The organism is Lentibacillus kapialis (assembly GCF_014646635.1).
GTDB lineage: Bacteria > Bacillota > Bacilli > Bacillales > Amphibacillaceae > Lentibacillus > Lentibacillus kapialis.
Window position 1 is genome coordinate 1 of record NZ_BMNQ01000055.1, and the last position, 23845, is coordinate 23845.

19 protein-coding genes are annotated in these 23845 nt (G+C 42.9%); 7 read left to right on the plus strand and 12 right to left on the minus strand.

Features of this window, described 5'->3' with window-relative positions; all coding sequences use genetic code 11:
- Positions 1 to 166: 166 nt before the first annotated feature.
- From IEW67_RS14495 to IEW67_RS14540, 10 genes are all read right to left on the minus strand, one after another.
- Complete coding sequence (locus IEW67_RS14495) at positions 167 to 1819, minus strand: S-layer homology domain-containing protein (RefSeq protein ID WP_188633802.1); 1653 nt, start codon at positions 1817 to 1819, stop codon at positions 167 to 169.
- 228 nt (positions 1820 to 2047) lie between these two features.
- Positions 2048 to 2725, minus strand: coding sequence for a sugar transferase (locus IEW67_RS14500; RefSeq protein ID WP_188633803.1), 678 nt, complete (start codon positions 2723 to 2725; stop codon positions 2048 to 2050).
- Positions 2655 to 3668, minus strand: a complete 1014-nt coding sequence (locus IEW67_RS14505; RefSeq protein ID WP_188633804.1) for a Rossmann-fold NAD(P)-binding domain-containing protein — start codon at positions 3666 to 3668, stop codon at positions 2655 to 2657. Before IEW67_RS14505 ends, IEW67_RS14500 begins: the two co-directional genes overlap by 71 nt.
- A gap of 36 nt (positions 3669 to 3704) precedes the next feature.
- On the minus strand, positions 3705 to 4886 hold the full coding sequence (locus IEW67_RS14510) for a glycosyltransferase family 4 protein (protein WP_188633805.1): 1182 nt from the start codon (positions 4884 to 4886) through the stop codon (positions 3705 to 3707).
- 15 nt (positions 4887 to 4901) lie between these two features.
- Positions 4902 to 6194: a nucleotide sugar dehydrogenase gene (locus IEW67_RS14515; RefSeq protein ID WP_188633806.1), complete on the minus strand. Its 1293-nt coding sequence runs from the start codon at positions 6192 to 6194 to the stop codon at positions 4902 to 4904.
- 32 nt (positions 6195 to 6226) lie between these two features.
- Entirely contained in the window at positions 6227 to 7318 is a 1092-nt protein-coding gene (locus IEW67_RS14520) for a glycosyltransferase (protein WP_188633807.1), read from the minus strand.
- 124 nt (positions 7319 to 7442) lie between these two features.
- Positions 7443 to 8666, minus strand: a complete 1224-nt coding sequence (locus IEW67_RS14525; protein WP_188633808.1) for an O-antigen ligase family protein — start codon at positions 8664 to 8666, stop codon at positions 7443 to 7445.
- A gap of 25 nt (positions 8667 to 8691) precedes the next feature.
- A complete protein-coding gene (gene murJ, locus IEW67_RS14530) occupies positions 8692 to 10152 on the minus strand; it encodes a murein biosynthesis integral membrane protein MurJ (RefSeq protein ID WP_188633809.1) in 1461 nt (486 codons plus the stop codon).
- A gap of 47 nt (positions 10153 to 10199) precedes the next feature.
- A complete protein-coding gene (locus IEW67_RS14535) occupies positions 10200 to 11348 on the minus strand; it encodes a polysaccharide pyruvyl transferase family protein (protein WP_188633810.1) in 1149 nt (382 codons plus the stop codon).
- 318 nt (positions 11349 to 11666) lie between these two features.
- The gene (locus IEW67_RS14540; protein ID WP_188633811.1) at positions 11667 to 13547 is read right to left on the minus strand and encodes an Ig-like domain-containing protein; all 1881 of its coding nucleotides are present in this window, start codon (positions 13545 to 13547) and stop codon (positions 11667 to 11669) included.
- A gap of 166 nt (positions 13548 to 13713) precedes the next feature.
- On the opposite strand from IEW67_RS14540, the gene IEW67_RS14545 reads away from it, so the two are divergent.
- The 7 genes from IEW67_RS14545 to IEW67_RS14575 all read left to right on the plus strand — a co-directional run bounded on the left by IEW67_RS14545 (position 13714) and on the right by IEW67_RS14575 (position 21700).
- A complete protein-coding gene (locus IEW67_RS14545) occupies positions 13714 to 15117 on the plus strand; it encodes a transglycosylase SLT domain-containing protein (protein ID WP_188633812.1) in 1404 nt (467 codons plus the stop codon).
- A 671-nt stretch (positions 15118 to 15788) separates the two neighbouring features.
- Positions 15789 to 16670 carry a decaprenyl-phosphate phosphoribosyltransferase gene (locus IEW67_RS14550; protein ID WP_373288561.1) on the plus strand — a complete coding sequence of 294 codons (882 nt, stop codon included), beginning with the start codon at positions 15789 to 15791 and terminating at the stop codon, positions 16668 to 16670.
- Between the two features lie 15 nt (positions 16671 to 16685).
- Positions 16686 to 18038 (plus strand): FAD-binding protein, encoded by a 1353-nt coding sequence (locus tag IEW67_RS14555; RefSeq protein WP_188633813.1) that lies wholly within the window; start codon positions 16686 to 16688, stop codon positions 18036 to 18038.
- Positions 18039 to 18065: 27 nt separating this feature from the next.
- On the plus strand, positions 18066 to 18806 hold the full coding sequence (locus IEW67_RS14560) for an SDR family oxidoreductase (RefSeq protein ID WP_188633814.1): 741 nt from the start codon (positions 18066 to 18068) through the stop codon (positions 18804 to 18806).
- Entirely contained in the window at positions 18806 to 19765 is a 960-nt protein-coding gene (locus IEW67_RS14565; protein ID WP_188633815.1) for a lysylphosphatidylglycerol synthase transmembrane domain-containing protein, read from the plus strand. The genes IEW67_RS14560 and IEW67_RS14565 overlap by 1 nt, the downstream gene beginning before the upstream one ends.
- 31 nt (positions 19766 to 19796) lie before the next feature.
- Positions 19797 to 20219, plus strand: coding sequence for a divergent PAP2 family protein (locus IEW67_RS14570; protein WP_188633816.1), 423 nt, complete (start codon positions 19797 to 19799; stop codon positions 20217 to 20219).
- A 2-nt stretch (positions 20220 to 20221) separates the two neighbouring features.
- A complete protein-coding gene (locus IEW67_RS14575) occupies positions 20222 to 21700 on the plus strand; it encodes a hypothetical protein (RefSeq protein WP_188633817.1) in 1479 nt (492 codons plus the stop codon).
- Positions 21701 to 21722: 22 nt separating this feature from the next.
- On the opposite strand, the gene IEW67_RS14580 is transcribed toward IEW67_RS14575, so the two are convergent.
- Both IEW67_RS14580 and IEW67_RS18600 read right to left on the minus strand, forming a co-directional pair.
- A complete protein-coding gene (locus IEW67_RS14580; RefSeq protein ID WP_188633818.1) occupies positions 21723 to 23573 on the minus strand; it encodes an S-layer homology domain-containing protein in 1851 nt (616 codons plus the stop codon).
- 154 nt (positions 23574 to 23727) lie between these two features.
- The gene (locus IEW67_RS18600; RefSeq protein ID WP_505735187.1) at positions 23728 to 23844 is read right to left on the minus strand and encodes a WecB/TagA/CpsF family glycosyltransferase; all 117 of its coding nucleotides are present in this window, start codon (positions 23842 to 23844) and stop codon (positions 23728 to 23730) included.
- Position 23845 lies beyond the last annotated feature (1 nt).

Consider the following 23845-nt stretch of genomic DNA (forward strand, 5'->3'; position numbering starts at 1 on the left):
CTTTCTTTATAATCGGGATTTTCTCTCGTCTGCATGACGATTTCCGGATTAGCAGTGACGATAAAACATTTCTCGCCATCCATCAGGTTGGGATACAAATGGTCCTGCAGCAGTTCTTCTTTGGTCAAGACCGGGGGGTGATCAATGTCCCCCCCAACCCTTTTCTCTATGGTGATACTAAATATTTACCGGACACCCAGCCTTCTGTTCCATTAGCCTCAACTTTATACCAGCCCCCATTTTCACCAATAACTTCCACTTCTGTTTTCTCAGGCAATGCCCTTATAACATCTCCCCAAGGATACGTCCGAATATTTAGACCTGACCCATCGCTCGTTTTCACTTTATAAATATCACCAGCATTGGACGTATCAACCGAATAACGGTCCTCCCCGGTCGGTTCCGGAGCCTGTTCAGGCTGATTCTGATACTGAGGAATATCAAACCTTAGTGTATACGTATCCAGCAGCCCGGCTAACTCGTACATTTCCGCAATGTTCCGCGCTTGGATGGCAGCCCACTGAACGTGTGTTGCATATTGCGGATATCCAGGATTATCAGGATTCCAGCGCATTTTATACAAGGTGTCCTGTCCTCTTCCAATATAGCCGTCATCTATAAACGAAGCACCACCTAAAACCGCAGCCTTTGGCGTGAACCACCCTTCCTCATAAGCGTGTTCGGCTCCACAGCTGTTGGCGCAACCGTCATAAGCTCCAACTCCAAACATATTATATACCGTTTTGATATTTGTGAGTTTATCCTTGTTTTTATGTGTAACGTATGTTGCTTTTCCGTCTTTATTAAGACCCACTTTCAAACCATTTGCCAGTTCTGACGTTCCATTTCCTGTTTCATGCAACGCATGCGCCATTAAATAGATAACATTAATATCATTCTGCTGTGCTGCGTTCAGAAAAGACTGACCCGTGTCTTTCAAAGCGCCTTTATCTTTAAGAATCCGATTGTTCAATTCGCCAGCTGTTGTTCCCGGTTCATAAGACAACTTTAGAAACTGGAAAAACTCAGGGCTATCCTTGGTGAAATTATTCGGATTTGCATAGTACTCTGTTAATTCTCTGCTAGCAGTAAATTGGCCCGCACCATCGACTTTTGGTGACGTTTGGCTGTTCATGGCTTCAAAAAAGCTGATATCATATGACACCGTTATGTACTCATTACCCAACATGCCGGTTACCTTCATAGTTTCATATAGAAATGTAGCAAATTGCCCACGTTCAGTAGCCTCCGCCGGTCGGAAATTATCAAGTTGATTTGTAATACCAAGATTAGCAAGTGTCTGAACGCGTTCACGGTGGGAAGAGCTTACATTATTCAAGTAAATTTCCACGTCATTTGCGCTTTCGTAATCGGCCAATTCCATACCAAGAACAAGGACCGTTGCCATTTGCTCACGTGTGATGGGTTCCGTTGGATTGAACTCTCCGTTACTTCCTTTAAAGACACCTTTTTTCGTAACAGCAGCTATCTGTTCGGCATAAAGCGTGTCTCTGTTAACATCATGATAGACTTCCAAAACTTGATTGATATTCTCAGGTGTCTCAACGTCAAGAGCCTCTGACAGCATCACAGCCACCTGACCGCGGGTTATACTGTCAGAAGTACCGAAAGTACCATCTTCATAACCATTAATAATTCCTTCTTCCGCCAAGGCCATAATGCCCTTATAATGTGAATCACCTTCATTCACATCACTGAATGATACACTATAAGCAAACGTTTTACCTGGAATGGCCAGCGCAATTACAACAGCAAGAAAACTTGACGATATAAACTTCAATAATTTACGATTTCTCAAATATTTCCACCTCCAAAACATACTACTCCTATATTAATCTAAAAGTCTATTCAAATAAAGGGATAATCTACTAATTTTGATAAATGTTGATAAAAAATTGAAAATTACTTGCAAAATGATTAAACATAAAAATGAGAGGGAGTTCCTCTCATTTCCGAGTGAATTTCTACTTTCTGATATTACTCGCTTTTTTATAGCATGCCAGTTGTATACTTTTCGGTTGTCCGATCAGCTGGCGTCCTTACCAAGAAGAACCTGATAAATGGTCATGCTGAAAATTTTGATATCGAGCCATAGACTGAAATGGTGGACGTAGTATAAATCATAACTGATTTTTTGGCCATGATTCATGCTACTTCGTCCGTTCACTTGGGCCCATCCGGTAATGCCGGGTTTTACACGAAGTCGTTCCTGCTGCCGATTATCATAGCACCGTGCTATTTCCACAATTTCAGGGCGGGGGCCAATCATACTCATGTCGCCTTTCAAGACATTATAAAATTGGGGCAGCTCATCCAGGCTATACTTTCTAATAAATCTGCCGGTTTTCGTTATATTGGGATTGTGTAATGACGCTTGCTTAAACACAAAATCGTCCGGCACCCTGTCCGACCAGTTATACTGTTTGGCCGGTTCATTTGGCGGGGGTGCGGACGGTGTCACTTTCATTGAGCGTAATTTGTATATATCAAAAGCGGTATCATCTTTGCCGCTTCGCTTTTGTTTAAAAAAAACGGGTCGGCCATCTTCCGCTAAAATGCTTAAGGCCGCACCTATGTAGAGAGGTGAAAGTATGATTAAACATACAGAACTGACAATAATATCGATCAGTCTTTTACATACCAACTGAAAAGGATGCCTGAATTGTCTGGATGGATTGTTTGTCGGATTCTGTAAGGTCTTCACGTCTTTTCACGCCTCCCATACCGTCTGCCATACCAATGATTTGTCCTGGTCGTTTGATATTATCGACAATGACCGAACCTTTCTCGCCGATGAAACCGCCTGATACGATGCAAACATTATCGATGACTGACTTTCCATATACATTATTAAAAAATTCAGTTGTATACGGATCAGTAGCTAAAAATTGATAAGGCAGTCCGATTCGCACATCCAGTCTTGTTATCGTAACACCCTGTGCTGTCAGCTGTTCAATGAATCGGCCGCTGAAATTATTGATGCCACCATCTACAAGGAATGTGTGTCGGTCAATAAAAGATATAAGTTTCTCTTCTTCCTGGAATTGGCCGGAAATAAACGAAATAATGGCATCTGCCGTGTGAAAATTTCTGATCAGTTCATCAAAAGACCTTATATCAGGTGAATAGGCTGGCGTGAACGTATTCAATCCTTTTATAATAGTCTGTTCCTTTTCTTTTGAACGTCCCAACATATATATGTTTGCTTGCCTTTCACTTAAACGGAGCGTGATTTTGCTTGCCAAATTGCCTGTCCCCAACACGACGATATTCTTATCCGCCAGGTGATCATTGAATTGATGACGGATTAGTGTATCACATGCTTCCACAGCCATATCATTCGGTTTAAGGGTAACCAGGCTAGATTGTCTGACTTCTTGTTCGGCGACTCTATACAAATTGATTCTCTTTTTGTGTTCAATATCCACAAATATCGTGTCCACTTTGCCATCAAAGAAATGGAGAGTCTCCAGTAGCAGTTGGTGATCATTGATTAAAAAGCCTGCAACCGCTGTATCAGAAGTATGCCTTCTAGGGAGTATTAAGAAATCTCCCCCATTTCTCGCAGTACTGTTGATCGTAATGGCCGTATGTTTAAAGCCAGTTAAGTAATTCAGTTCTTCGTTTAATTTTTCCGTAACTCCCATAGGGCTCATCCTTAAACATATATTTAACAAAAATGTTTATAAGCTTGCGAGAAATGTTTCAAACATCCTCTCACGATTGTAATGCTCAATAACATAAGTCCGATTATTGGCAGCTTTCTGGTCGTACGCAGTCTTATGTTCTTTGTAATGGACTAATGCATTCATCAGGCTTTCCGGATCATCGGGATCGAAAAAGAGCGAACATCCAAGCTCCTGCAGAATCGTTCGGCCTTCTCCTTTAATACTGGTGACAATCGGCTTATTATTCAACAAATAATCGAATAGTTTGGATGGAATTGTTTCCTCAAACACCGGGTCATCCATCAAACTGAAAAATAATAAATCTGCCTGGCTCAATCGAATGATTGTATCTTGCTTGGTCAGCGGACCAGTGAATCGGACATTTCTAATATGTAATCGTTCGGCCTCTTCTTCCAGTTTTTTACGTTCGACACCATCACCAACCACAACAAAATTAAAGCTCTCCCGGTGAGGCGTCTTACTTAGAAGCTGTGCAGCCTTTAATACGATATCCATGTTTTGCACGATACCGATATTACCTGCATAAGCAACCGTAATCCTGTCATCATCTGAAGGGCTGGACGAACCAACCTCCTGCTGAATGCTGACAGGTGAAACACCATTATATAACACGTGAATGTGTTGATGCTCCGACTTTTTATAAATATTATTTTTCATCGGGGCTGACACGCAAGTAATATATGCTGATTGTTTATAAATGAATTTTTCAATCTTTTTTGTCACATTATATAATAATCCGTCGCTTTTTAACATCCCTGCGGACACTGCGGAATCCGGCCAGATGTCCCTGATATCCACGATGAGCCGGGAGCGTTTGAAAAAGGAAACAATAAAACCACCTAATGCCACAAAGAGCGGCGGTGACGTAACCATCACATAATCAAATCCCGTTTTTCGTAATTTAAACAGACTGTGATAGATTGATTTGAACATGAACCCGAAGTAATTTTTTACATACGTCATGAATGACTTCTTATTGACTTTATTTAAACGAAGACGGTGGATATCGGGAGCATCCTTCACTTCTTCCACTACATATTTCTGCGGTTCAGCAGTGACAACTGTTACATCATAACCCTGTTTCTTTAAAGCACGGTATAAATCATCCATCCGGTAAGACGCCGCGTTTATATCCGGCAGAAAATATTGGGAAATCAGCAATATTTTTTTTTGCATTAATCATGCCATCCTCTATTTGCCCAACTTGACAGATGATTGATAGTCAGACAATTCGTATAAGTTCCGGAAACTGTAGTAATCCGCCGATCCCGTATCATTTTCCACACAGTCTTTTGTGTCCAAAACAACCGCAGTTTTCATTAATCTGTTGACCTGAGACCAGTTGAGATTTTTAAACTTTTGATGATCCGTAAGAATTAACAGCATGTCCGCATCTTCCAGTGTATCTTCAAAGGAAGACAGTTCATAACATATCTGGGCCTCCCGAACATACGGATCGTATACACTCACCTTGTACGCCTCGTTTTGCAGCTGTTCGACAACTTTTAATGCCGGGCTTTTCCGTATATCATCCGTTTCACCTTTATACGCCAAACCGAATACAGCAACTTTTCCGTTTTCGATGCTAACCATCTTTTTCACTTGTTCCACGACAAAGCCGGGCATCGATTCATTAACCGCCATTGCCTCGGTGATAAGTGGTGTATTGGCAGGATCTTTTTCCATTATAAAATAAGGATCAACAGGAATACAATGACCACCGACTCCGGGCCCCGGCTGATGAATGTTGACCCTTGGATGTTCATTTGCAAGTGAAATGACTTCCAGCGGATTGATTTTCAAGCCTTCTGACAGCTTGCTCAATTCGTTCGCGAGGGCAATATTAACATTTCTGTAAGTATTTTCCATCAGTTTAGCTGTTTCAGCATTTTCAGCCGATGTTTCCATCACTTTGCCCATGACAAAGGTACGGTAAACATCTGCAACTTTTGATGCTGAAAACCGATTGATTCCACCAACAATTCTATTGTTCTCATACAGTTCTGTCAAAATTTTTCCGGGGAGTACGCGCTCAGGACAATGTGCCAAAAAGACGTCGTCGCCTGCTGTTAATCCGCTCATTTCAATTATCGGCGCTACCACATCCCGGGTCGTCCTTGGCGGAATGGTTGATTCGACGATAACTGTGTTTCCTTTACGCAGGACGGGTAAGATGGATTTAGCAGCTTGAGAGACGTAGTCCAGATTAGCTGTATGATCGGCATTGTGCGGTGTCGGAACAGCTATAATGTAGATATCTGCCTCAACGGGACTAGCTGAAGCCGTTATTTTCCCCTCTTCTGCCAGCCGGGCGAGAAGCATATCAAGCCCTTTTTCTCTCGTCTTTAGTTGTCCATCGTTTAGCTGATTGACGAGTGTTTCATTCACATCAACCCCCGTCACATCAAACCCATTATCGGCAAAAACGGCAGCAGTCGGCAGTCCGATATAGCCGAGACCGATCACACATAATTGTTTTCGCATTTTTTACCCCTCAGTTTAGTGCTCTTGTTTGATTATGATTTCTTTCGGAATTGGTTATAAACGTTTTCCATCTGGGAAACATTGACCTCCCAGTTGTAATACTGTTCAACAAACGCTCGGCCGCTTTTTCCCATAAACTTTCGTAGTTTTCGGTCAGTGACCAGCGTCAGCAGCTTATCTGACGCTTCATCCCAATCGTCTTCCTCTATCAAAAAGCCTGTTTCCCCGTCCTTTACCACTTCAGGAAGCCCTTCAACATCACTGGCGATGACCGGCACTTCACAAGCCGATGCTTCGAGAACTGCAACACCGAAGCTCTCGCGTCTGGAAAATGCACAATAAATATCAAATTGATTTAAAAAGTGCGGCACAGTATCATTCGGCACACTGCCGATAAACTCTGTTACATCATTTATATTGAGATCGCGTGCGAGTTTCCGGAGTGGTTCAAGCTGTGAGCCGTCCCCGACAATTTTAAGCCGGATCATTCCTGCCAAAACGTGATGGTGCTGACTTTTAAGCTTGTCTAAAAGTTTGGCAGCGACCTTCAGCAGCCGGTCAATCCCATAAACCGTCTCCAGTCGCTTCACGGTTCCGATGACAAGAGAATCGTCATTCCGCTCATCCATCCGTTTGAATTTTTCCGGATCAACCCCAAATGGAATGACATCAATCGGTGTGTGCGGATTGGCAAGTTGCTGTGTCCGCCATTTCATCGCATGGCTCGTTGACGTAATTTTATCAGGTGTCGACAGATTTTTTTTCATCAGTTTTGTCTGACGCTTACCCTTATCAGGGAATGCAAATACATCGCTTCCCCACACGGAGAGCAGCGCCGGATGATAATCGGCAAATCTCGCAAGGGTGCCATACCCGCTCGCAAAATGAACGTGTAACACATCAGGTTGAACTTTACTTAGGATGAGCTTTGTCTCCAGCGCATTTAAATAATAGCCAGCGGGCGCAGGAATTTTGAGATGATGCCGTCTGACCCGTGCATCAATCGTATCCATCTTTGCTTTGTGCATTGAGATCAGGGTCACGTCATGGCCCCGCTCTGCCATGGCATTCACCCAGCGCACCGTATGCGGTATGGAAGCCGCTGAAAGAAAGCATAGTTTCATGTGTTTTCCCCGTTTCGCCGTGTTTCATCGCTTTATTGTAACGCATTCGTTTTATAATTTAGGTAGACCCAACTATTATAACATCAAATCCAGACTAGAACATATTACTTTTCCGTACGCATTTTTAAATCTCGCCGGAAATTCCCTCCCCGGTTTTTTGGGCGTAAGTGCTATACAACACAGTACTTAAGCCGACTCCAATGATCAGCCACTGCATCAGTCCGATTGAATACAGGTAGTGGAAAAATGACACTTCGACACTTTCATAAATAAGTAGCCCAAGGAAAAAACAAGCCGCCCAGCGCACAACTGTAAGGTCAAGTCGCTTCAAGAACACCGTCCATATGCCAAAAAGCAGCAACACAAAACTTATCAGACCTAAGAACCCGCTTTCCAGAAAGATGTGCAAATACTGATTATGGGCATGCACATAATGGGTCCCTTCCATAAAATCTTTCGGTAAAATACCAATTTCATGTCCCAATAATGGTTTTTCTGCCCCGAAGCCAATTGCCTTGTCCCAAATATTTTGTCGGCCGGAAAACAGACTTTTACCAAACGTATCCATCGACCATTGATTAATTTTTTCCAAAAAACTTACACGGGAAAGTGAGCCATAGACCAATACGAATATTACATTAAATGCCATGACAAGATAAAACAATTTAGAAAATATTTTTTTTGAAAGTCGCAATATCACTCTGGCAATCGCCATGGTCAAAATCAGCAGCAAGACCGCTCTTGCTGAACTGGCATAAATCAATAACAAAGCACTGGCAATACCAGTGCCGAGGATAATTTTCCCGACTGTTTTTGCCATATTAAATCTTACAATCGGAAAAAACATGAACGTCGCGAGCATCGAGCCCGTGATATTTGGATTGCGGATTAGCCCTTGAAATTTCATCATTGGCAAGCCTTCGATCAGCCAATGCAGAAATATAAGTAAGGTTAACCCAGCACTCAAATAGGCAAAAATGTCAAGCTGGTTTTCCTTCCATGGAATATGAATCATTGTAAGTAAAAAGGTGAGCACCAGCAAGATAACCGTCAGAACTTCACGGTCATGCGCCGCCGGGTTGAATATGAAAATCAGGCCATACAGCACGGAAAATGCCAGCATGCCAAGGTAAAACAGCTTGAATTGCCTCGGAAAATGCATTTTCCCGGCGAACAAACCACCAAGTATAAAAATAGCCAGCATATATGTCCAGTCCAGCGTCAAGAGGGCAAGTTCTTTGATCGGTTCTTCCGTTAACGTGAACATATTAAAAAGCAGCAGCAAAAAAAAGAGTGCCGCCGAAATTGTATATGCTTTTGATCGGGTCTGGTGTAAATATTGCATCATTATACTCCTTAATATTAGTACTTATTTACCTGACAAACTTTAAGGCGCTGCCAATGATCAGCGATAGTGCGACTGTCCCGCATATGAGTGATACGAGCACATACATAAGCGGAATCATTGAAACGGCCCATAAAGCGAATCCGGAAACGAGTGTATACGGAATCAGTTTGATGATATAACCGAGATTGCTCACCTTGAGGCCGAGCTTCCATTTGGCACAAATCATAAGGAGCAGCATGTTGACAATTGCGCTGATGACCGTGCCGAGCGCGATTGCTGCCGGCCCAAACTCGTCAATATATATAACAATGACAAGAATGTTGATGCCAAATATCGAGAAAACATTCAGAACCACCGGCAGCACGGTTTTTTCAAGCGCGTAGAAAAACCGGGTAATATACGTGTTCAGCGCAAGACTGGCTATCGCTGCCGCATAAATTTGTAGCAATGGATAGGTCGCATTTGTCGAATTTTGATTAAAATGTCCGTACTGGAAAATAAATGTAATGATGTCCTCTGCATAAATTAATATGAACAAACTTGCCGGAATCAAAATGAGCGTCAGTAGGCGGAAACCTTTTTTATACGCTTCTGAAATCCTCTTCGCATCACCTTCCCCGGCTGCTTTTGCAAGCATTGGATAAACAATTGTCGTGACACTTGCCATTAAAACTGCCTGGGGGAACTGCGTCATTTTGGATGCGTAATTCAGCACTGCAATTCCCCCGTCATTAAGGCTTGATGCAAACATCCGCTGAATCAGCAGGTAAAATTGCATCGTCGCACCGCCCAGCACGAGCGGGAGAGCCAGCTTGATGAAGCGGGTATTCTCCGACATTCGGACCATTTTCGGCTTGAGCGGCATTAACTTGAGTTTAAACATGTAATAAATTAAAAATAAACACATGATGGCCGCACCAAGTGTTGCGCCAATCGCGTAGGAATAAGCCATCAGCCACGGTGTGAGCCCCGCCCCGATGACAAGATAGATGCCGTTGAAAAAGAGCGTTGAAAACGTGCTCAGCCGATAATTACCGTTTACGTTATGCAACCCGCTTAGCGCGATGCCGACTACAAGAAATAACGTCGATGGTGCCGTTATGACAAACAGATTGCTTGAGAGTTCCAGAGCATGAGCTGACATGCCGGAAAAGAATAACTCCATCCAGAACGCCGGAAACAACATGAACAAAATTGTCAGCACACCAACCACAGTGGTCAGAACGGTGAACATGGTACTGGCAAAGTCATTTTTTCTTGTGCCAGTAAGCTTGCTATAAACCGATATGAATGCAGTTGTCACAGCCCCGCCCAGCACTAGATAAAGGAAGTTTGGTATTGTAAAAGCCGTGATAATGCTGTCGGCCTGGTAACTCGTGCCGTATTGATAGCCGATAAAAACTTCACGAAAAAAACCGAACAGCCGCGCAATAATATTAATGGCAGTCACAGCACCGAGAAGTTTCAAAAAGCGTGATTGCAACATGAACCCTGCTCCCTGCGGGGACAAGGGGACGGGATCACTGCTCCCTCCTATAAAGTCGGTGGGACAGTGATCCTACCCCCCTGCCCCTTCATTTTTTCTGAAGCTGTTTTGAATTGGGCTTGCGTGTCGTCCCAGTCCTGCGTCATGTCCCGATACGCATCCAAAAAGAACGATCCATTCTCATGTATGTTTTCTATGAAAATGCTTTTTTCGGAAAAGCCGATCTGCTCCATAAAATCTCTTACTTTTGGATGGTAGGAGACAGCCATGGACGGTTTTTCCACTGCCAATGCAAGTATCAGAGAATGGAGCCTTGTACCGATAACGATATCCTGCTCGCCAATCAGCTCGATGATGTCCCGATGAGTGAGTGCTCCCTCGACAATTGTGGTGCGTTCCGGGAAGTTCATGACAGCTTGTATGTCTTTTGTCACATTCGTGTCATGCGGATGTTTTGTTGCGAAAAATGTAATCTCTATATGCGTATGTTTCTGCAACAAATTATCGAGATTTTCGGCCATTCCGTTTATGTAACGTTCGTATTTGCCACTATTTTCTTCCGGCCAGTAGTTTTCATGAAAATATGGTACAGCCGTCACGCCGAATTTTTTGGGTGTCGTCGATTTTCTTAATGCCGATTGCGAAATAGGTACCTGAAAAGCCGGATCTGTCATAACCTGGATAGGACGTATCACGCCAATTGATGCAAGCAGTTCCCTGGATGCCGTATCCCGCACTGACACAGACGCAGCGGTGTTGCCGAGCTTTTTAAGGATGCGTTTGCCTAAAGGTGTCTTAATCGGGCCTGCTCCGGCGCCATGTATCACAAATGGGGTGTGACAGCGTTTTGCCAGCCAGCCGTACATGCCGAAAATAACGAGCCCATTGATATAAAGATCCATCAGAATGCCGCCGCCTCCAATAATAAGTAAATCAAGCTTTCTAATGATAGATTTATGATGCCTGATTGTGGCTAGAAGTGAACCCGGTGCACTCTTTTTCTTGATATATAATGGCTTGGCCTGAACACCGTACTTGCGGCAGGTCTGTTCAGGTTTATTGGTAAATACCAGAACATGATCCCGTTGAATGGCATAAGTCTTCTCCAGCTGAACCAGAACCCCTTCCAGTATCGCCTCATCCCCTTGATTCTCATTACCATAATTCCCAACAACACCAATCAACATATAACGCATTCCTCCTGAGGAACGGGCGGACATGATGGTTGTTCCGCCCCCGAGGAGGGCAGTAATCACGCCCATCCTCTTTATTGCCGATATCTTATCTTAACATGGTGTTTCATGCTATACTAGTATGTGATATTATTTTGGAACAACACCAAAATCTATGGGTGAAATGAATGAGTGAATATGAAAGTGTGATTGGGAGGCTGCGTTGATACGGCTTGAACCCGGGATTGCTTGCTTAATTCAGTGAATACAAAAACGAGGATGCCCCTCGTTTTTGTATTTGTTATATGGTTTGGAGGACAATGATCACGCACCCTTGTCTCTTTACTCTAATGAATCTTTAAATTCATATGTTGCACCTTTTGATTTTACGTATAGTTTTACATAACTGTTATTTTTCCATATGCCAAGTTTGTAACTGATAGTCATACCCCAGTTTTGATAGCTTGGGATATTTGTAGAAACTCCATTGTTCTGAAGTTCATTACTCGTATATGTTGTAACAAGGTTTCCATCCTCATAGACTTCAACCTTTTCTAAAGCAACATCTACATTGTCACGGTTCGTTGCATTTACACTAACACTCTTAATTAGGTTATTCATTGTTACACTCGCATAAGCATTTATATCCAATTCGGGACGGTTACTTACTTCAATTGAGGCAGTTGCTGTCAAACCGTTTTCTGTCTCGACAGTAATTGTTGCATTCCCTTCTTGTTTTGCAGTAATAAGTCCCTGATCATTTACTTCAGCTACTGAGTTGTCACTGCTGTTCCATATAAGGTCATTTTTAACAGTATTCTCTGGTGTCAGAGATGCCATTAGCTGCAATGTCTCATCTGTTTTCATTGTAGATTTTTCATAATTTAGCTTGACCTGTTCTGGGTACTCTTTCTTAACACTCACCTTGATACTGGCGTCTTTGGGAATAGAAGATACGTTTCCTTTTAGGACATAATCACCCGGTGTGTTTAAACCCAGTTTTGCTGTATCCCATTCAACCGACTTCACCTCGGCAGATCCATCTGTAAAAGTTACATTAACTTTCTTAGGCAAGTCTACTGACTCTAAAGCTGAGCCTGCAAAGACATTAATAGCTTCAAATTTTTCAAGTGTAACAGATTCAACAACCACTTCAATATTTGCTGTTAAACCTGTATTTTTAAGTGTGCCGTTCACATTATATGCACCGGGTTTATCTAAATTAATGGACTTCGTATCCCATTCCACATTCTTTTGATTTACAGTTCCATCATTATAAGTGATTTCCACTTGTTCAGGTAGTTTTACATCATCTATGTTTGCTCCTTCCAGTACAGAAACAGCATTGAATTCTTCAACCTGTACCGGTGAAACAACTACTTCCATCGAAGCGGTTAAATCAATATTTTCTATGTTGCCTGTAAGTGCATAGTCTCCTGGCTTCATCAAATCCAATGAAGATGTATCCCAGTTTACCCTTAGATACTTATTGCTGCCATCTTCAAATAATACATTTACCTTTTCGGGAAGATTGACCTCTTCAGGCAGTGTTCCTATATCAATCTTTTGTTTCTCTGGTGAGACAACCTGCTCAGGTGTGTTTGCATGCATTGCATCTACAGCAAGATACAGAAATGTCGCAAATTGCCCCCTTGTTACAATTTCACTAGGGCGGAAATCATCCAATTGATTAGTAATATCCAAGTCTGCTAAAACTTGAACACTCGAACGATGGGTCCTGGACACATTCTCAAGATATATATCTGTGCGATCTTCTTTTGGATGCAAATCAAGTGCATTCACTAATGTTGAAGCCATTTGCTCCCTTGTTAAACTTTCATTCGGGAGAAACTTTCCATTACTTCCTTTAAAAATTCCATTTTCTCCAGTAGCTGCAATAAACTCAGCATACAAATGGGAACTGGTTACATCATTGAAATAGTTCTCCACTGCTGATTTTTCCGGCAGATTCAAAGAGAGTGCCCGGGAAAACATAATGGCCGCATGCGGTCTTGTTAGCTCGGTATATACACCAAACGTACCGTCTTCATAACCTTGGATGCCTTGTTCAGTAAGCCATTGAATACCCTCATAATGAGCTTCACCTGTTTGAATATCATCGTATTTATTTGAGTTCCCTTCCGCTGAAACAGTAGCGTTAAACAAAATTACAAGTACAATGGATAGAAAACTCAGTGACAACAGCTGTTTCGTTTTTCTCAAGTAGATTCCTTCCTTCTGTTTATTATTTAAATTCAATTTATTATACTATACAACGATTCTATTTGTCCTACTTATTTTAATAGAAAGAATAATTTTTTTGTTCAGATGTCTCTATAAGTGTCTGTCTCTCAATGTTACAATTGAAAGCAGTAAGAAGGTTGGATATATGAGGAAATGGGTTACAGGGGGAGCACTGTTGTTAATTCTGCTAATCGTGCTCCCATCTGTTGTCTTGGCAAATGCAAATGAGAATCCTTCACTGGACGAAATCAAGAAAAAAATTGCTGATGAGGCACGTGAGCGAGGAATACCACCGGAAATTCTCAAAGCCATTGCTGCCACGGAAAGCAAATACCAACAGTTTAATGGAGATGGAAGCCCAACCATCTCATCTGATGGTGGAATTGGCATTATGCAGGTAACACCTAACAATACAAATGTCAGCGTGGACAAGGAGAAACTGAAGAAAGATATTGACTATAACATAAAAACAGGTGCAAAGGTTCTGCTTAGTAAATGGAATTTGAACTACTTACCTAAAATAAACGAACATGACAAATCCGTATTGGAAAATTGGTACTTTGCCATTATGGCTTACAACGGATTATCAGAACGGAACGATCCAAGCATTCATTCTGAAGAAGCTTATCAGGAAAAAGTCTATGAGCGGATAGAAAATGCTTCTTATTTGTACTTAACGGAAGATTATTTCAGTTTTCCGGAATTTGATATTCGGTATGAAGAAAACGATGAGCGTATGTTTTTTCCGCCAAATAAAGACTATGAAACCAGCACCTTAACATCAACACGCGAAATGTATGAGAAAGGCGATATTATCTATCTTGATGAACGAGATGGGTCCATTAGTCTTCGAGATAAAAATTTAGCCAAAAAAGATAAAGATGGGACACTTTGGCCGTATACACCGTTGACGGTTACCGGCCCACCAAAGGAAACAGCGAATTTCAATAATGACTTCGCCTATTATCCGGTAAAGGGGGTCGATGCTGACGGTTATACGGCGGCTGCTTACATGAATAAAGGTGATGAATCATTATTGTTCAGTGATCCTGTCGATGATAAACGTGCTGCTGCCCTATCATTTGCATCTATGAATGGTTATGTAAAAGGCTATCCCGATGGCAGCTTTGGCTCTCAGGATTCGTTAAAACGTGAACATGTGGCGGTCATACTGGATAACATCCTGGATTTGAATGCTCCATCAGGTTACCATATGCAGGCAGATGATGTTAAAGCTAATAATCTTTACTACAATGAATTGAAGGAAGCCGAATATCATAAACTGCTTGGCGGAGGTGGCGCATTACGTCCAAAAGAGCATTTTTCCAGAGCTCAAATGGCACAAGTTATGTCAGAAGCATTTGTAAACAAATATGAAAGTCCTACTAGACAACATGAATTTAAGGATCAGTGGAGAATATGGAATCCAAAAGCCGTCAACACGATTTATTTTAATGACGTTACCATAGCAGATCCATTCAGACCATATGAAGACATAACCAGATCGCAGTTTGCCATATTTATTTACCGGACACTAGTAAACTACTAAATCAGTTTGCAAGCTCTTCCTAGGAGCCTTGGTCAAAAGTAGTGTTATTAAGAAAAATCCGAACTAGTTGGAGCGTTTACATCGCTCCGGAAATATACTTCACGCACCTTAAGGCGGCTGGTGGGCCTCCTCGTGCTTCGCACTGTGGGGTCTCACCTATGCCCTTCCTCCTGCAGGAGCCCACGTATATTTCCTCCGCTAAAACGGAGTATCGTTCGTCTTTAGTATAAAATATCTTAATTATGTCCAAGGCTCCTAGGTTACTTTCACAAAAATAGACTTATTGAAAACAAACCATAGTTGTCATTATATTCGTGTTTTAGAGGTTGTTCAAAAAGTCCGGTAAAAATGACTCTTCTAATTTCTTCGTTGGCTTGTTTCTCCGCTGCTCATGTATTTAAAGCATACATTCCGCTGCTCGAAACTGCGCCGCCTCGAACTTCTTGGTCCTTTTTATCCTCCTTTTTGAACACGCACTTTTAGAATACTATGCAATCTTTTTGCAACTATTTTGGTGTTGACCATCTTTTTGTTACTTTTTTGTAACAATCTGTTATGCTTCTAAATTGATCGCAGTAGTATCGTTCTATTAGCTTGTGTTATAATCAATAGCGTAATAACGGGTGGTAAAGATAGATTTCACCCCTACTTCAATACCTGCAATCGGAGCGATTACGTTGAGCGATAAACATACAATCCTTTTATTATGGAAGCAGTTGAGACCAAAACAATGGTCCAAGAACCTGCTTGTCTTTGCAGCACTTTTGTTTTCATTTCCGCTTTCTGAACTCGAGGCGATCTGGTTGGCTTTTTTTGGCTTTTTCGCCTTTAGCTTTACGGCCAGCAGCATTTATATTTTGAACGACTACAAAGATATCGAGGCTGATCAGCATCATCCGCTCAAAAAAGATCGCCCCATGGCCTCAGGATTGCTGAATCCGTCTCTTGCATTAGCAGCCGGTGTCTTCTTGTTTGTCATATCAGTCACATTGTCTTCTTTGTTCAGTCCATTATTTGCAGTTATTTTATTGATTTATTTCAGCCTTAATGTGCTTTACAGTTTTTCTCTGAAACACATCGTGATCATCGATATTATGATCATTGCTTCGGGCTTTGTGCTAAGGGCAATCGGCGGGGCGATCATCATTGACGTGCCTTTTACGTCTTGGTTTTTGCTTTGTGCGATGCTTTTGTCGCTGTTTCTGGCGATCGGCAAACGACGCCATGAGTTAATGCTTGCAATGCAACAGGTCAGCGCACACCGAAAAGTGCTTGATGAGTATTCACTTCCCTTTCTCGATCAGCTGATTGGAATCGTAACCTCAGCCACTATTGTGAGCTACGCGGTCTTCACATTTACAGCCGGTGCGACAACTCATTTGATGTGGACCATTCCTTTCGTAATCTACGGGCTTTTCCGCTACTTATATCTTGTCCATGTGAAACGGAAGGGCGGTGAGCCGGAGAGGGTACTGCTTGAAGATAACCATATTTTAATAACCGTAGGACTGTACGTCGTCAGTGTCATGATTATTTTAACTCTATTCAATTAATAGGATGTGAAACTAATGGTGAAGTCAGTTAAACAAGAAATGGCTGGTTGGGGTAATTTCCCAAAATACACAGGGTTTGTCTATCAGCCGGAATCGACCAGTGATATCCAAGCCATTCTCGAGCAAGAAACTGGCAATCAAATAGCTTACGGACTCGGCCGGAGCTATGGGGACAATGCTCTGAACAAGGATAACGGCATGCTGGTTCTCGACAAAATGAATCATATGCTTGCATTTGATGAGCATACCGGGATCTTGACGTGCGAAGCGGGTGTGTCACTTGCTGACATAATTGAAGTGTTTCTCCCGCAGGGTTTTTTTCCGCCGGTGACACCGGGAACGAAGCTTGTAACCGTCGGAGGTGCGATTGCCAATGACGTGCATGGGAAAAACCATCATGCAGACGGCACTTTTTCCGAGTTTGTCAGAAGTTTTGATCTTTTGCTTGCTTCGGGCGAAATGATTACGTGCAGTCGGGAGAAAAATACGGATGTCTTTTGGGCAACCGTTGGTGGGATCGGCTTGACCGGCATAATTGTCCGGGCAACGATTCAGCTGATGCGTGTTGAGACCTCACAGATCAAAGCAACGTATGAAAAAGCGCGGAATATTGATGAAGCGTTTGATCGGTTTCAAGAAAACGATGCGAATTTCAAGTATTCCGTCGCCTGGATTGACTGTTTGAGCACCGGTGACTCACTGGGACGTTCGGTGCTGATGCGCGGTGATCACGCTGAGAAAGTGGATTTAAAAAATGGCATACGTGAACCATTGGCACTCCCAAAAAAGCCCGGACTTAAAATACCGGTGCATGCGCCATCGTTTGCTTTAAACTACTGGAGCATCTCGATATTTAATCAGCTTTACTATAAATCGTATAAAAATGAAACAAAGCTTGTCGATTTGACTTCTTTCTTCTACCCCCTCGATGCAATCAGCGACTGGAACAAACTTTACGGGAAGAAAGGCTTCGTGCAATATCAGGCCGTATTTCCGAAAGACAATGAGCCGAAAGAAGGCATTCGGAAGCTCTTGGAAAAATTGAGCCATGAAAAGCGCTCCTCCTTCCTTGCTGTTCTGAAAAGTTCCGGGAAGGCAAATGATGCCCTCTTGTCTTTTCCAATAGAAGGTTACACACTCGCTTTGGACATTCCGATTAAGCGGGAGCTCTTTTCTTTTCTGAAAGAACTTGATGAGATCGTTGTCGCTTTCGGCGGCCGCGTATATCTTGCAAAAGACTCAACGCTTGATATGGAAACATTCCACAAGATGTATCCACAGTGGGAACAATTTATGATGATCAAACAACGGCTGGACCCTGGAGGACGTTTTTCCTCCTCGATGTCGCGGAGGTTAGGGCTCGGTTAAAATTTTTGAGGTGACGAGGTGTTAGTTATGCGGACAGTTCTTGTTCTCGGTGCAACGTCAACGATTGCACAGAAAACGGTGCATCGGCTTGCGGCCAGGAAAATGAATCTGATTCTCGCCGGCCGACAGCCGGATCAGCTGGAAACCATGAAGCGTGATTTAGAAATCCGTTATCAAATTAAGGTGTCGGTTAAATCATTCGATGCGCTCGATTTTGACGGACATGAAATGTTTTTTAGTAACGTTTTGGCGGAAAATGACAGGATTGACGGTGTTCTGCTTATGTACGGTGCCATGAGCGACCAGCGTGAAGCTGAGCAGTCTTTTGCTAAAAGCCGTAAGATGATTGATGTCAACTACACATCTGCCGTATCGATTTTAAATATCGCTGCCAGTTATTTTGAAAAGAAAAAGCACGGATTTATCGGCGCTGTTTCATCAGTGGCGGGCGACCGCGGGCGGCAAAGCAACTACATATACGGATCAACAAAAGCTGGACTAAGTGCATATTTGCAAGGACTGCGTAACCGGCTGCATAAGTCAGGTGTTCAGGTCCTCACGATAAAACCGGGAATCGTCAATTCCAAAATGACTTATGGAACAGTGGAGGACTCACCGCTTCTGGCAGAACCTGAAAAGGTGGCGGGGGATATTGACCGCGCTATACTTAAGCGCCGGAATGTTCTGTATACCCCGTGGTTCTGGCTTGTAATTATGCTAGCTGTTAAATTAATCCCTGAGTGGCTCTTTAAACGGACGGAACTGTAATGACAAAGGGGGGAAATTTATCATCAAACCTGCTTATTCCCCGGCTGATGATTGGGCTCATCCTTGGCATCATTGTGGTTGCCGTGTTTCTCCTATTGGGTGATTTACAAAAAATATCCGGAGTGCTCACTGAAATGCCAATTTCCTTTTTAGGCCTGGCATTTCTTTTTACGTTTCTAAGTTATCTAATGCGACTGTGGAAATGGCATGCATTTTCCAAATGCGCGGCATTTCCTGTAAACTTGAAAGAAAATGCGTGGATATTTTTTATCGGGTTAATGATGTCGATTACACCGGGCAAGGCAGGCGAATTGGTCAAATCATATTTGCTGCAACGTAAAGCCGGTGTGCCGATTGCTCAGTCAGCACCGATTGTGGTTTACGACCGCCTGAGTGACCTCCTTGCAATGCTTGCACTGATTGGTGTCGGCCTGCTTGCTTACCCTGCCGGTATACCGTCTGTGATTGTTGTGATCTTCGGGATTGTAGTGTTTTTTCTGTTACTTGGAAGGCACCGTCTTGTTGCAGGCATGATTGATTGGGTAACAAGAGCGCGACGGTTAAGACGATTCCGCGTGTTACTGCATGATTTTTACCATCAGATGCTTTTCTTTATGCAATTTCGCATTTTAAGCTTTTCGTTTGGTATCAGTGTCCTAGCCTGGTTTTTGGAATGCATGAGCCTTTATGTGATCATTCAGGCGTTCGGTCTCGATGTGTCCTTTGTGGCAAGCATTCTCACGTTCAGCCTGGGGACATTCGCCGGTGCACTTTCGATGATCCCGGGCGGGCTTGGTGTGGCTGAGGGAAGCATTGCCGGGCTGCTTATTTATTTTGGGGTTGCCAGCAGCATGGCGATTACCATTTCGCTTATTATACGGTTTGTCACCCTGTGGTTCGGCGTCATTCTTGGCATCATTGTATTTATTCTTAAACATAAAACTTACTTTCCCCGGTAGTAAGGGAAAATGTTAGAGGAGTGTTCTACCTTTGCCCTATTTTCTGGCCCCATTGATTGGCTGGCTCGCTTCCGGCTTGATGAAATTTACCATTCATTTTTTCAAATATGGAAAAGACGCTGTTAACCATATGGGAAATGGCGGCTTTCCGAGCACACATACAGCAACCGTTTCGTCGGTCGCTTTTCTCATCGGTTTCGGGGAGGGGTGGCTGTCACCGGCATTCGGCGTCGCATCAGGGCTTCTTGCAATTGTAATGATTGACGCAACCGGCCTGCGCATTAACGTGGGCAAGCAGGCTGCCATACTGAACCGCATGAATACCGGTCAAAAAGATTATGAACTACTGCGGGAACGTATGGGACATTCGCTGATTGAAATCAGCGGCGGGCTGGTGCTGGGTCTTGCTGTGGCTGCCGTGCTCTATGTGATGTTTGTTTTTGGGGGGTGGTGAATTTGAAAAAATTGATGACGCCTGCCACTATTTGGCTGGCCGTACTGTTTAGTGTATACAGCGGGGCGCTTGTAGTCAGTGCCGCACTTAACCCTGAAGGCTATGTCACCTCTGATTCTGCCCATTACCTGCAGCTTGCTCAAAACCTGTTAAACGGTGATGGCCTGTCAACAGTCAATTATGTTGATGGCATGAGCACCTATTTTGCAACGTGGCCCATTGGCTATCCGGTACTGATTACGATCGTTTCATTTGTTACGGGATTCGGTGTGTTTTGGGCGGCTAAAGTCGTTAATATTATCTGTCTTGCACTCTGTTTTGTGCTGCTTCAGCGACTTTTCAAAGAACGCTCGGCGATTGTCGCGTTAATGTTTTCGATTAGTACGATCAGCTTTTTATTTGTCCATACATGGTCGGAAGTGCCGTTTTTATTCGGATTCCTCTGGCTTGTCTATGGTCTAGTTCGATATACTGAAACGGAAAAGCGCGGGTATATTGTCCACTTATTTTTAGCGTCATTGTTTTTATTCTTAATGCGCTATATCGGTTTGACCGGTGCTGGTATTGTTGGACTGCTCGGTTTTTATTATTTATTCCGGAAAAAGTGGCGGCCCATGCTGTTATGCTGGTTCAGCGGAAGTGTTGTGATTTTGATTGCAGGAGTGTATCTTCTAATCAACTGGGTTCAGACCGGAGAATTTACGGGTGTAGAGCGCGTGCCGAAAATAGAAACGGCATCTGAATTCTATGAGATGCTGCGCGAGGCTATTTTATCTGAGTTGAATTTGTTTGCTATTGAAACGGGCGAAGTGAGCCTTTATTGGACGATTGGACTGATTCTGACGGCTTTGATTATTTTCATAAGACCCAGGCACCTGCTCCCCTTCATCTATGTTCTTAAACGCCATTTTCTTGTGCCGGGGCTGTTTTTGTTTGTTGGAAGTGTTTATTTTGTTGCTATTGTCACGATGCGCTGGACGGCTTATTTCGATCCGTTCAACTTCCGGCTTTTAGGGCCGGCAACATTCATGTTCGCATTGTTCATCGTCAGTTGGGTTTCTGAGGTAGAAGAAAAAGCATGGACAGCCTGGAAGCGATCACTTGTATTTGTATTCGTTATCGCGTTTATCTTCAATATTGGCCGGCCTGTCTACATGGCCATTATCTCAGATGAGCCGACGTATAAGGAAACAGTCGTACAGGTCGAGGAAACATACAGCGTTATACCCGAGGGGAGTATCGTTGCATTTGAAAATATCCATGCACGCTATTTGCGCTTGGACCTCCAATTCATCAAAGTTCATTTTCGTCCGTATTTCGCTGAACCGGAAACCCTCGACGCCTTTCGGGGGCGCATTACCCCCAACACTGCTGCGGGCGTATACTTGCAACGCAAATCGCTAAAAGGTTACAACTACCACAATAGCTTCGAAAATAAAATGAAACAGGGGGACGGAATCTTTATCCCACTTGGACAGTGACCCATCCCCCCCTCCTGCCCCATTAATTGTTCATGGCTTTGGATATAAAAGTAGCGAATTGACCTCTTGTAACATTTTCATAAGAACGAAAATCTTCAAGTTCTACTGTTATCCCATGCTGGGCGAGCAATTTGACATTCCTTCTATGGTCAGGGGATACATTGCTCAAGTGTATCTCATCCCCTCCCCCTGTATCCTGTAGGTCAAATGCTTTCGAAATAACAGTTGCCATCTGTTCACGAGTGAGCGACTTATCCATAAAGCTTCCATCACTCCCTGTGAAAATATCTGCTTCATACGCTGCCGCAATTTGTTCTGCGTACATATGAGAGGTACCAATGTCATCATAATTTTTCAATACTCCAGCAACATCATTTGGTACCGGCAGATTCAGCGTGTTTGCGAATATCGCTGCTGCATGGGAACGTGTAAGTGATTCACCCGGTCGATATTCCCTATTCGGATATCCCTTTATTATATTCTGATTCACCAATTCATAAATGGTATGAAAGTGGCTGGATTCTATCGGCACATCATCGAAAACAGTATCGGAGAATTCCTTCACATGCCTGCTATGCATAAAAACCTGTTTGCCATTCAATATGCCACGATACCATGTTGTATGTCCGATTTGCAGCGAACGGTCTACGTCGAGTATATCGCCAGCCATATTTGACAGCTCACTTGATGTGTAAACCTTGTCTTCTTTACCACCCCAAGCTTTATCAAAAGCCGCCCCGGAGCCTTTTATAGTCATAAGTTTCCTGCCTTTATCTGACACGGTATGAGATTGCACCTTAATATCCTTGCTGTTAACCCATCCTATGGTTCCCTTTTGACTGCTCACCCTGTTACTGATCAAATAATAGGTTTGACCACGCAGTTTCCCTTGCTTTTTTATGTAATAGACGTGTCCTGTGTATGTTTCCCCTGCTTTTTGAAAGTCTCCATTTTCAGGGTCGCGATAAATACGTGCATCTTTTGAATTGATTCGACCAAGTTTACTGGTACTGTTTGTTTTCATACTCATATTTTGAAGTTTGGCATAAACCAGTTCGGAAAAACTTGCCCAATCATATCCATATCGCTCGAAGTAGCCATGCGGATCTACATGGTTAGTGCCACCAAGCCACCTTGATACAGCTTTGTGAGACCAAAGTGTACCTTCTTTATCCCATTCAGCATTATTATAGCCAAGTTCATATTTGGATAATAACTCGGCAATATAACTGGAATAGTTATTGATTGAACGGGCAAATTGATCAAAGCTATCGACTCGTACGAGTTCTACATGAATGAATCGTTGATTGGCAATAGGGCCCGCGCCCCATGCAGCATAGTCTGTCGGATGTACCTCGACAATCTCTTTATGGTCCACAAACGCATGAACAAATGCGTTTTGATAGTTTCGTGACATATAAGAGATTTCACCGTCAATATTGGAGTTGTCGTTGGCTGTTTCATGTGCCACAATACCTTCAGGATCCTTGAAGCGATAATCGAACTTGGGCAAGTGTCTGATGTAATTATATTCTGTTTCAGCTACCTTTAGATTGTTCGAATTTATATAATGATTAACATCCGGATACCATCGTTGTAGTTTAACTTGTCTATCCTTTCCTCCATCCGTCCGCGCCCCCGGATGTTCGCTTTCTTCTATTTCACCATCACGCCAAGCCTTAGGCACATATTTTAATTCCTCTTCAGAGTACTCACTAATATCTTCACCAAATATTTCCGTACCTTTTTTAATTCCAAACTCATTGTATTCTTCAGAATCACTGTTAGAGTCCGATTCTTCTGCTGAGAATTGAAGCGGGGCTAAAAAAAGACATAATAAACCGATTATAGCCACAATAACTGACTTTCTCATAATCTATGTATTCTCCCTCCGATTTAGAATTTCCTTTATTATCATATATCAAAATCTAGTATTTTCCAACTCTATTTTTCTAATTTCGACTAATTACAAGGTATGGAAAAGGCGGAATTTAAATGAATACAAATAAAAAGCCAATGCGTCAGCATCAGCTTTTTCTCAGTTTAATTCGTATGATAAATTCGAACACCTTCAGTATCCGCTTAAAACGGGACGGCTGCTTTATTAACCGGTACAGCCACTCCAGATTAAGGTTGATCCACATT

Coding starts and splice junctions, on each gene's coding strand:
- IEW67_RS14505 (WP_188633804.1), bottom strand. CDS start 3,668: ATGGGAGTTACGGAAAAATTAAACGAAGAACTGAATTACTTAACTGGC.
- IEW67_RS14510 (WP_188633805.1), bottom strand. CDS start 4,886: ATGCAAAAAAAAATATTGCTGATTTCCCAATATTTTCTGCCGGATATA.
- IEW67_RS14515 (WP_188633806.1), bottom strand. CDS start 6,194: ATGCGAAAACAATTATGTGTGATCGGTCTCGGCTATATCGGACTGCCG.
- IEW67_RS14520 (WP_188633807.1), bottom strand. CDS start 7,318: ATGAAACTATGCTTTCTTTCAGCGGCTTCCATACCGCATACGGTGCGC.
- IEW67_RS14525 (WP_188633808.1), bottom strand. CDS start 8,666: ATGATGCAATATTTACACCAGACCCGATCAAAAGCATATACAATTTCG.
- murJ (WP_188633809.1), bottom strand. CDS start 10,152: ATGTTGCAATCACGCTTTTTGAAACTTCTCGGTGCTGTGACTGCCATT.
- IEW67_RS14535 (WP_188633810.1), bottom strand. CDS start 11,348: ATGCGTTATATGTTGATTGGTGTTGTTGGGAATTATGGTAATGAGAAT.
- IEW67_RS14545 (WP_188633812.1), top strand. CDS start 13,714: ATGAGGAAATGGGTTACAGGGGGAGCACTGTTGTTAATTCTGCTAATC.
- IEW67_RS14555 (WP_188633813.1), top strand. CDS start 16,686: ATGGTGAAGTCAGTTAAACAAGAAATGGCTGGTTGGGGTAATTTCCCA.
- IEW67_RS14560 (WP_188633814.1), top strand. CDS start 18,066: ATGCGGACAGTTCTTGTTCTCGGTGCAACGTCAACGATTGCACAGAAA.
- IEW67_RS14565 (WP_188633815.1), top strand. CDS start 18,806: ATGACAAAGGGGGGAAATTTATCATCAAACCTGCTTATTCCCCGGCTG.
- IEW67_RS14580 (WP_188633818.1), bottom strand. CDS start 23,573: ATGAGAAAGTCAGTTATTGTGGCTATAATCGGTTTATTATGTCTTTTT.
- IEW67_RS18600 (WP_505735187.1), bottom strand. CDS start 23,844: ATGTGGATCAACCTTAATCTGGAGTGGCTGTACCGGTTAATAAAGCAG.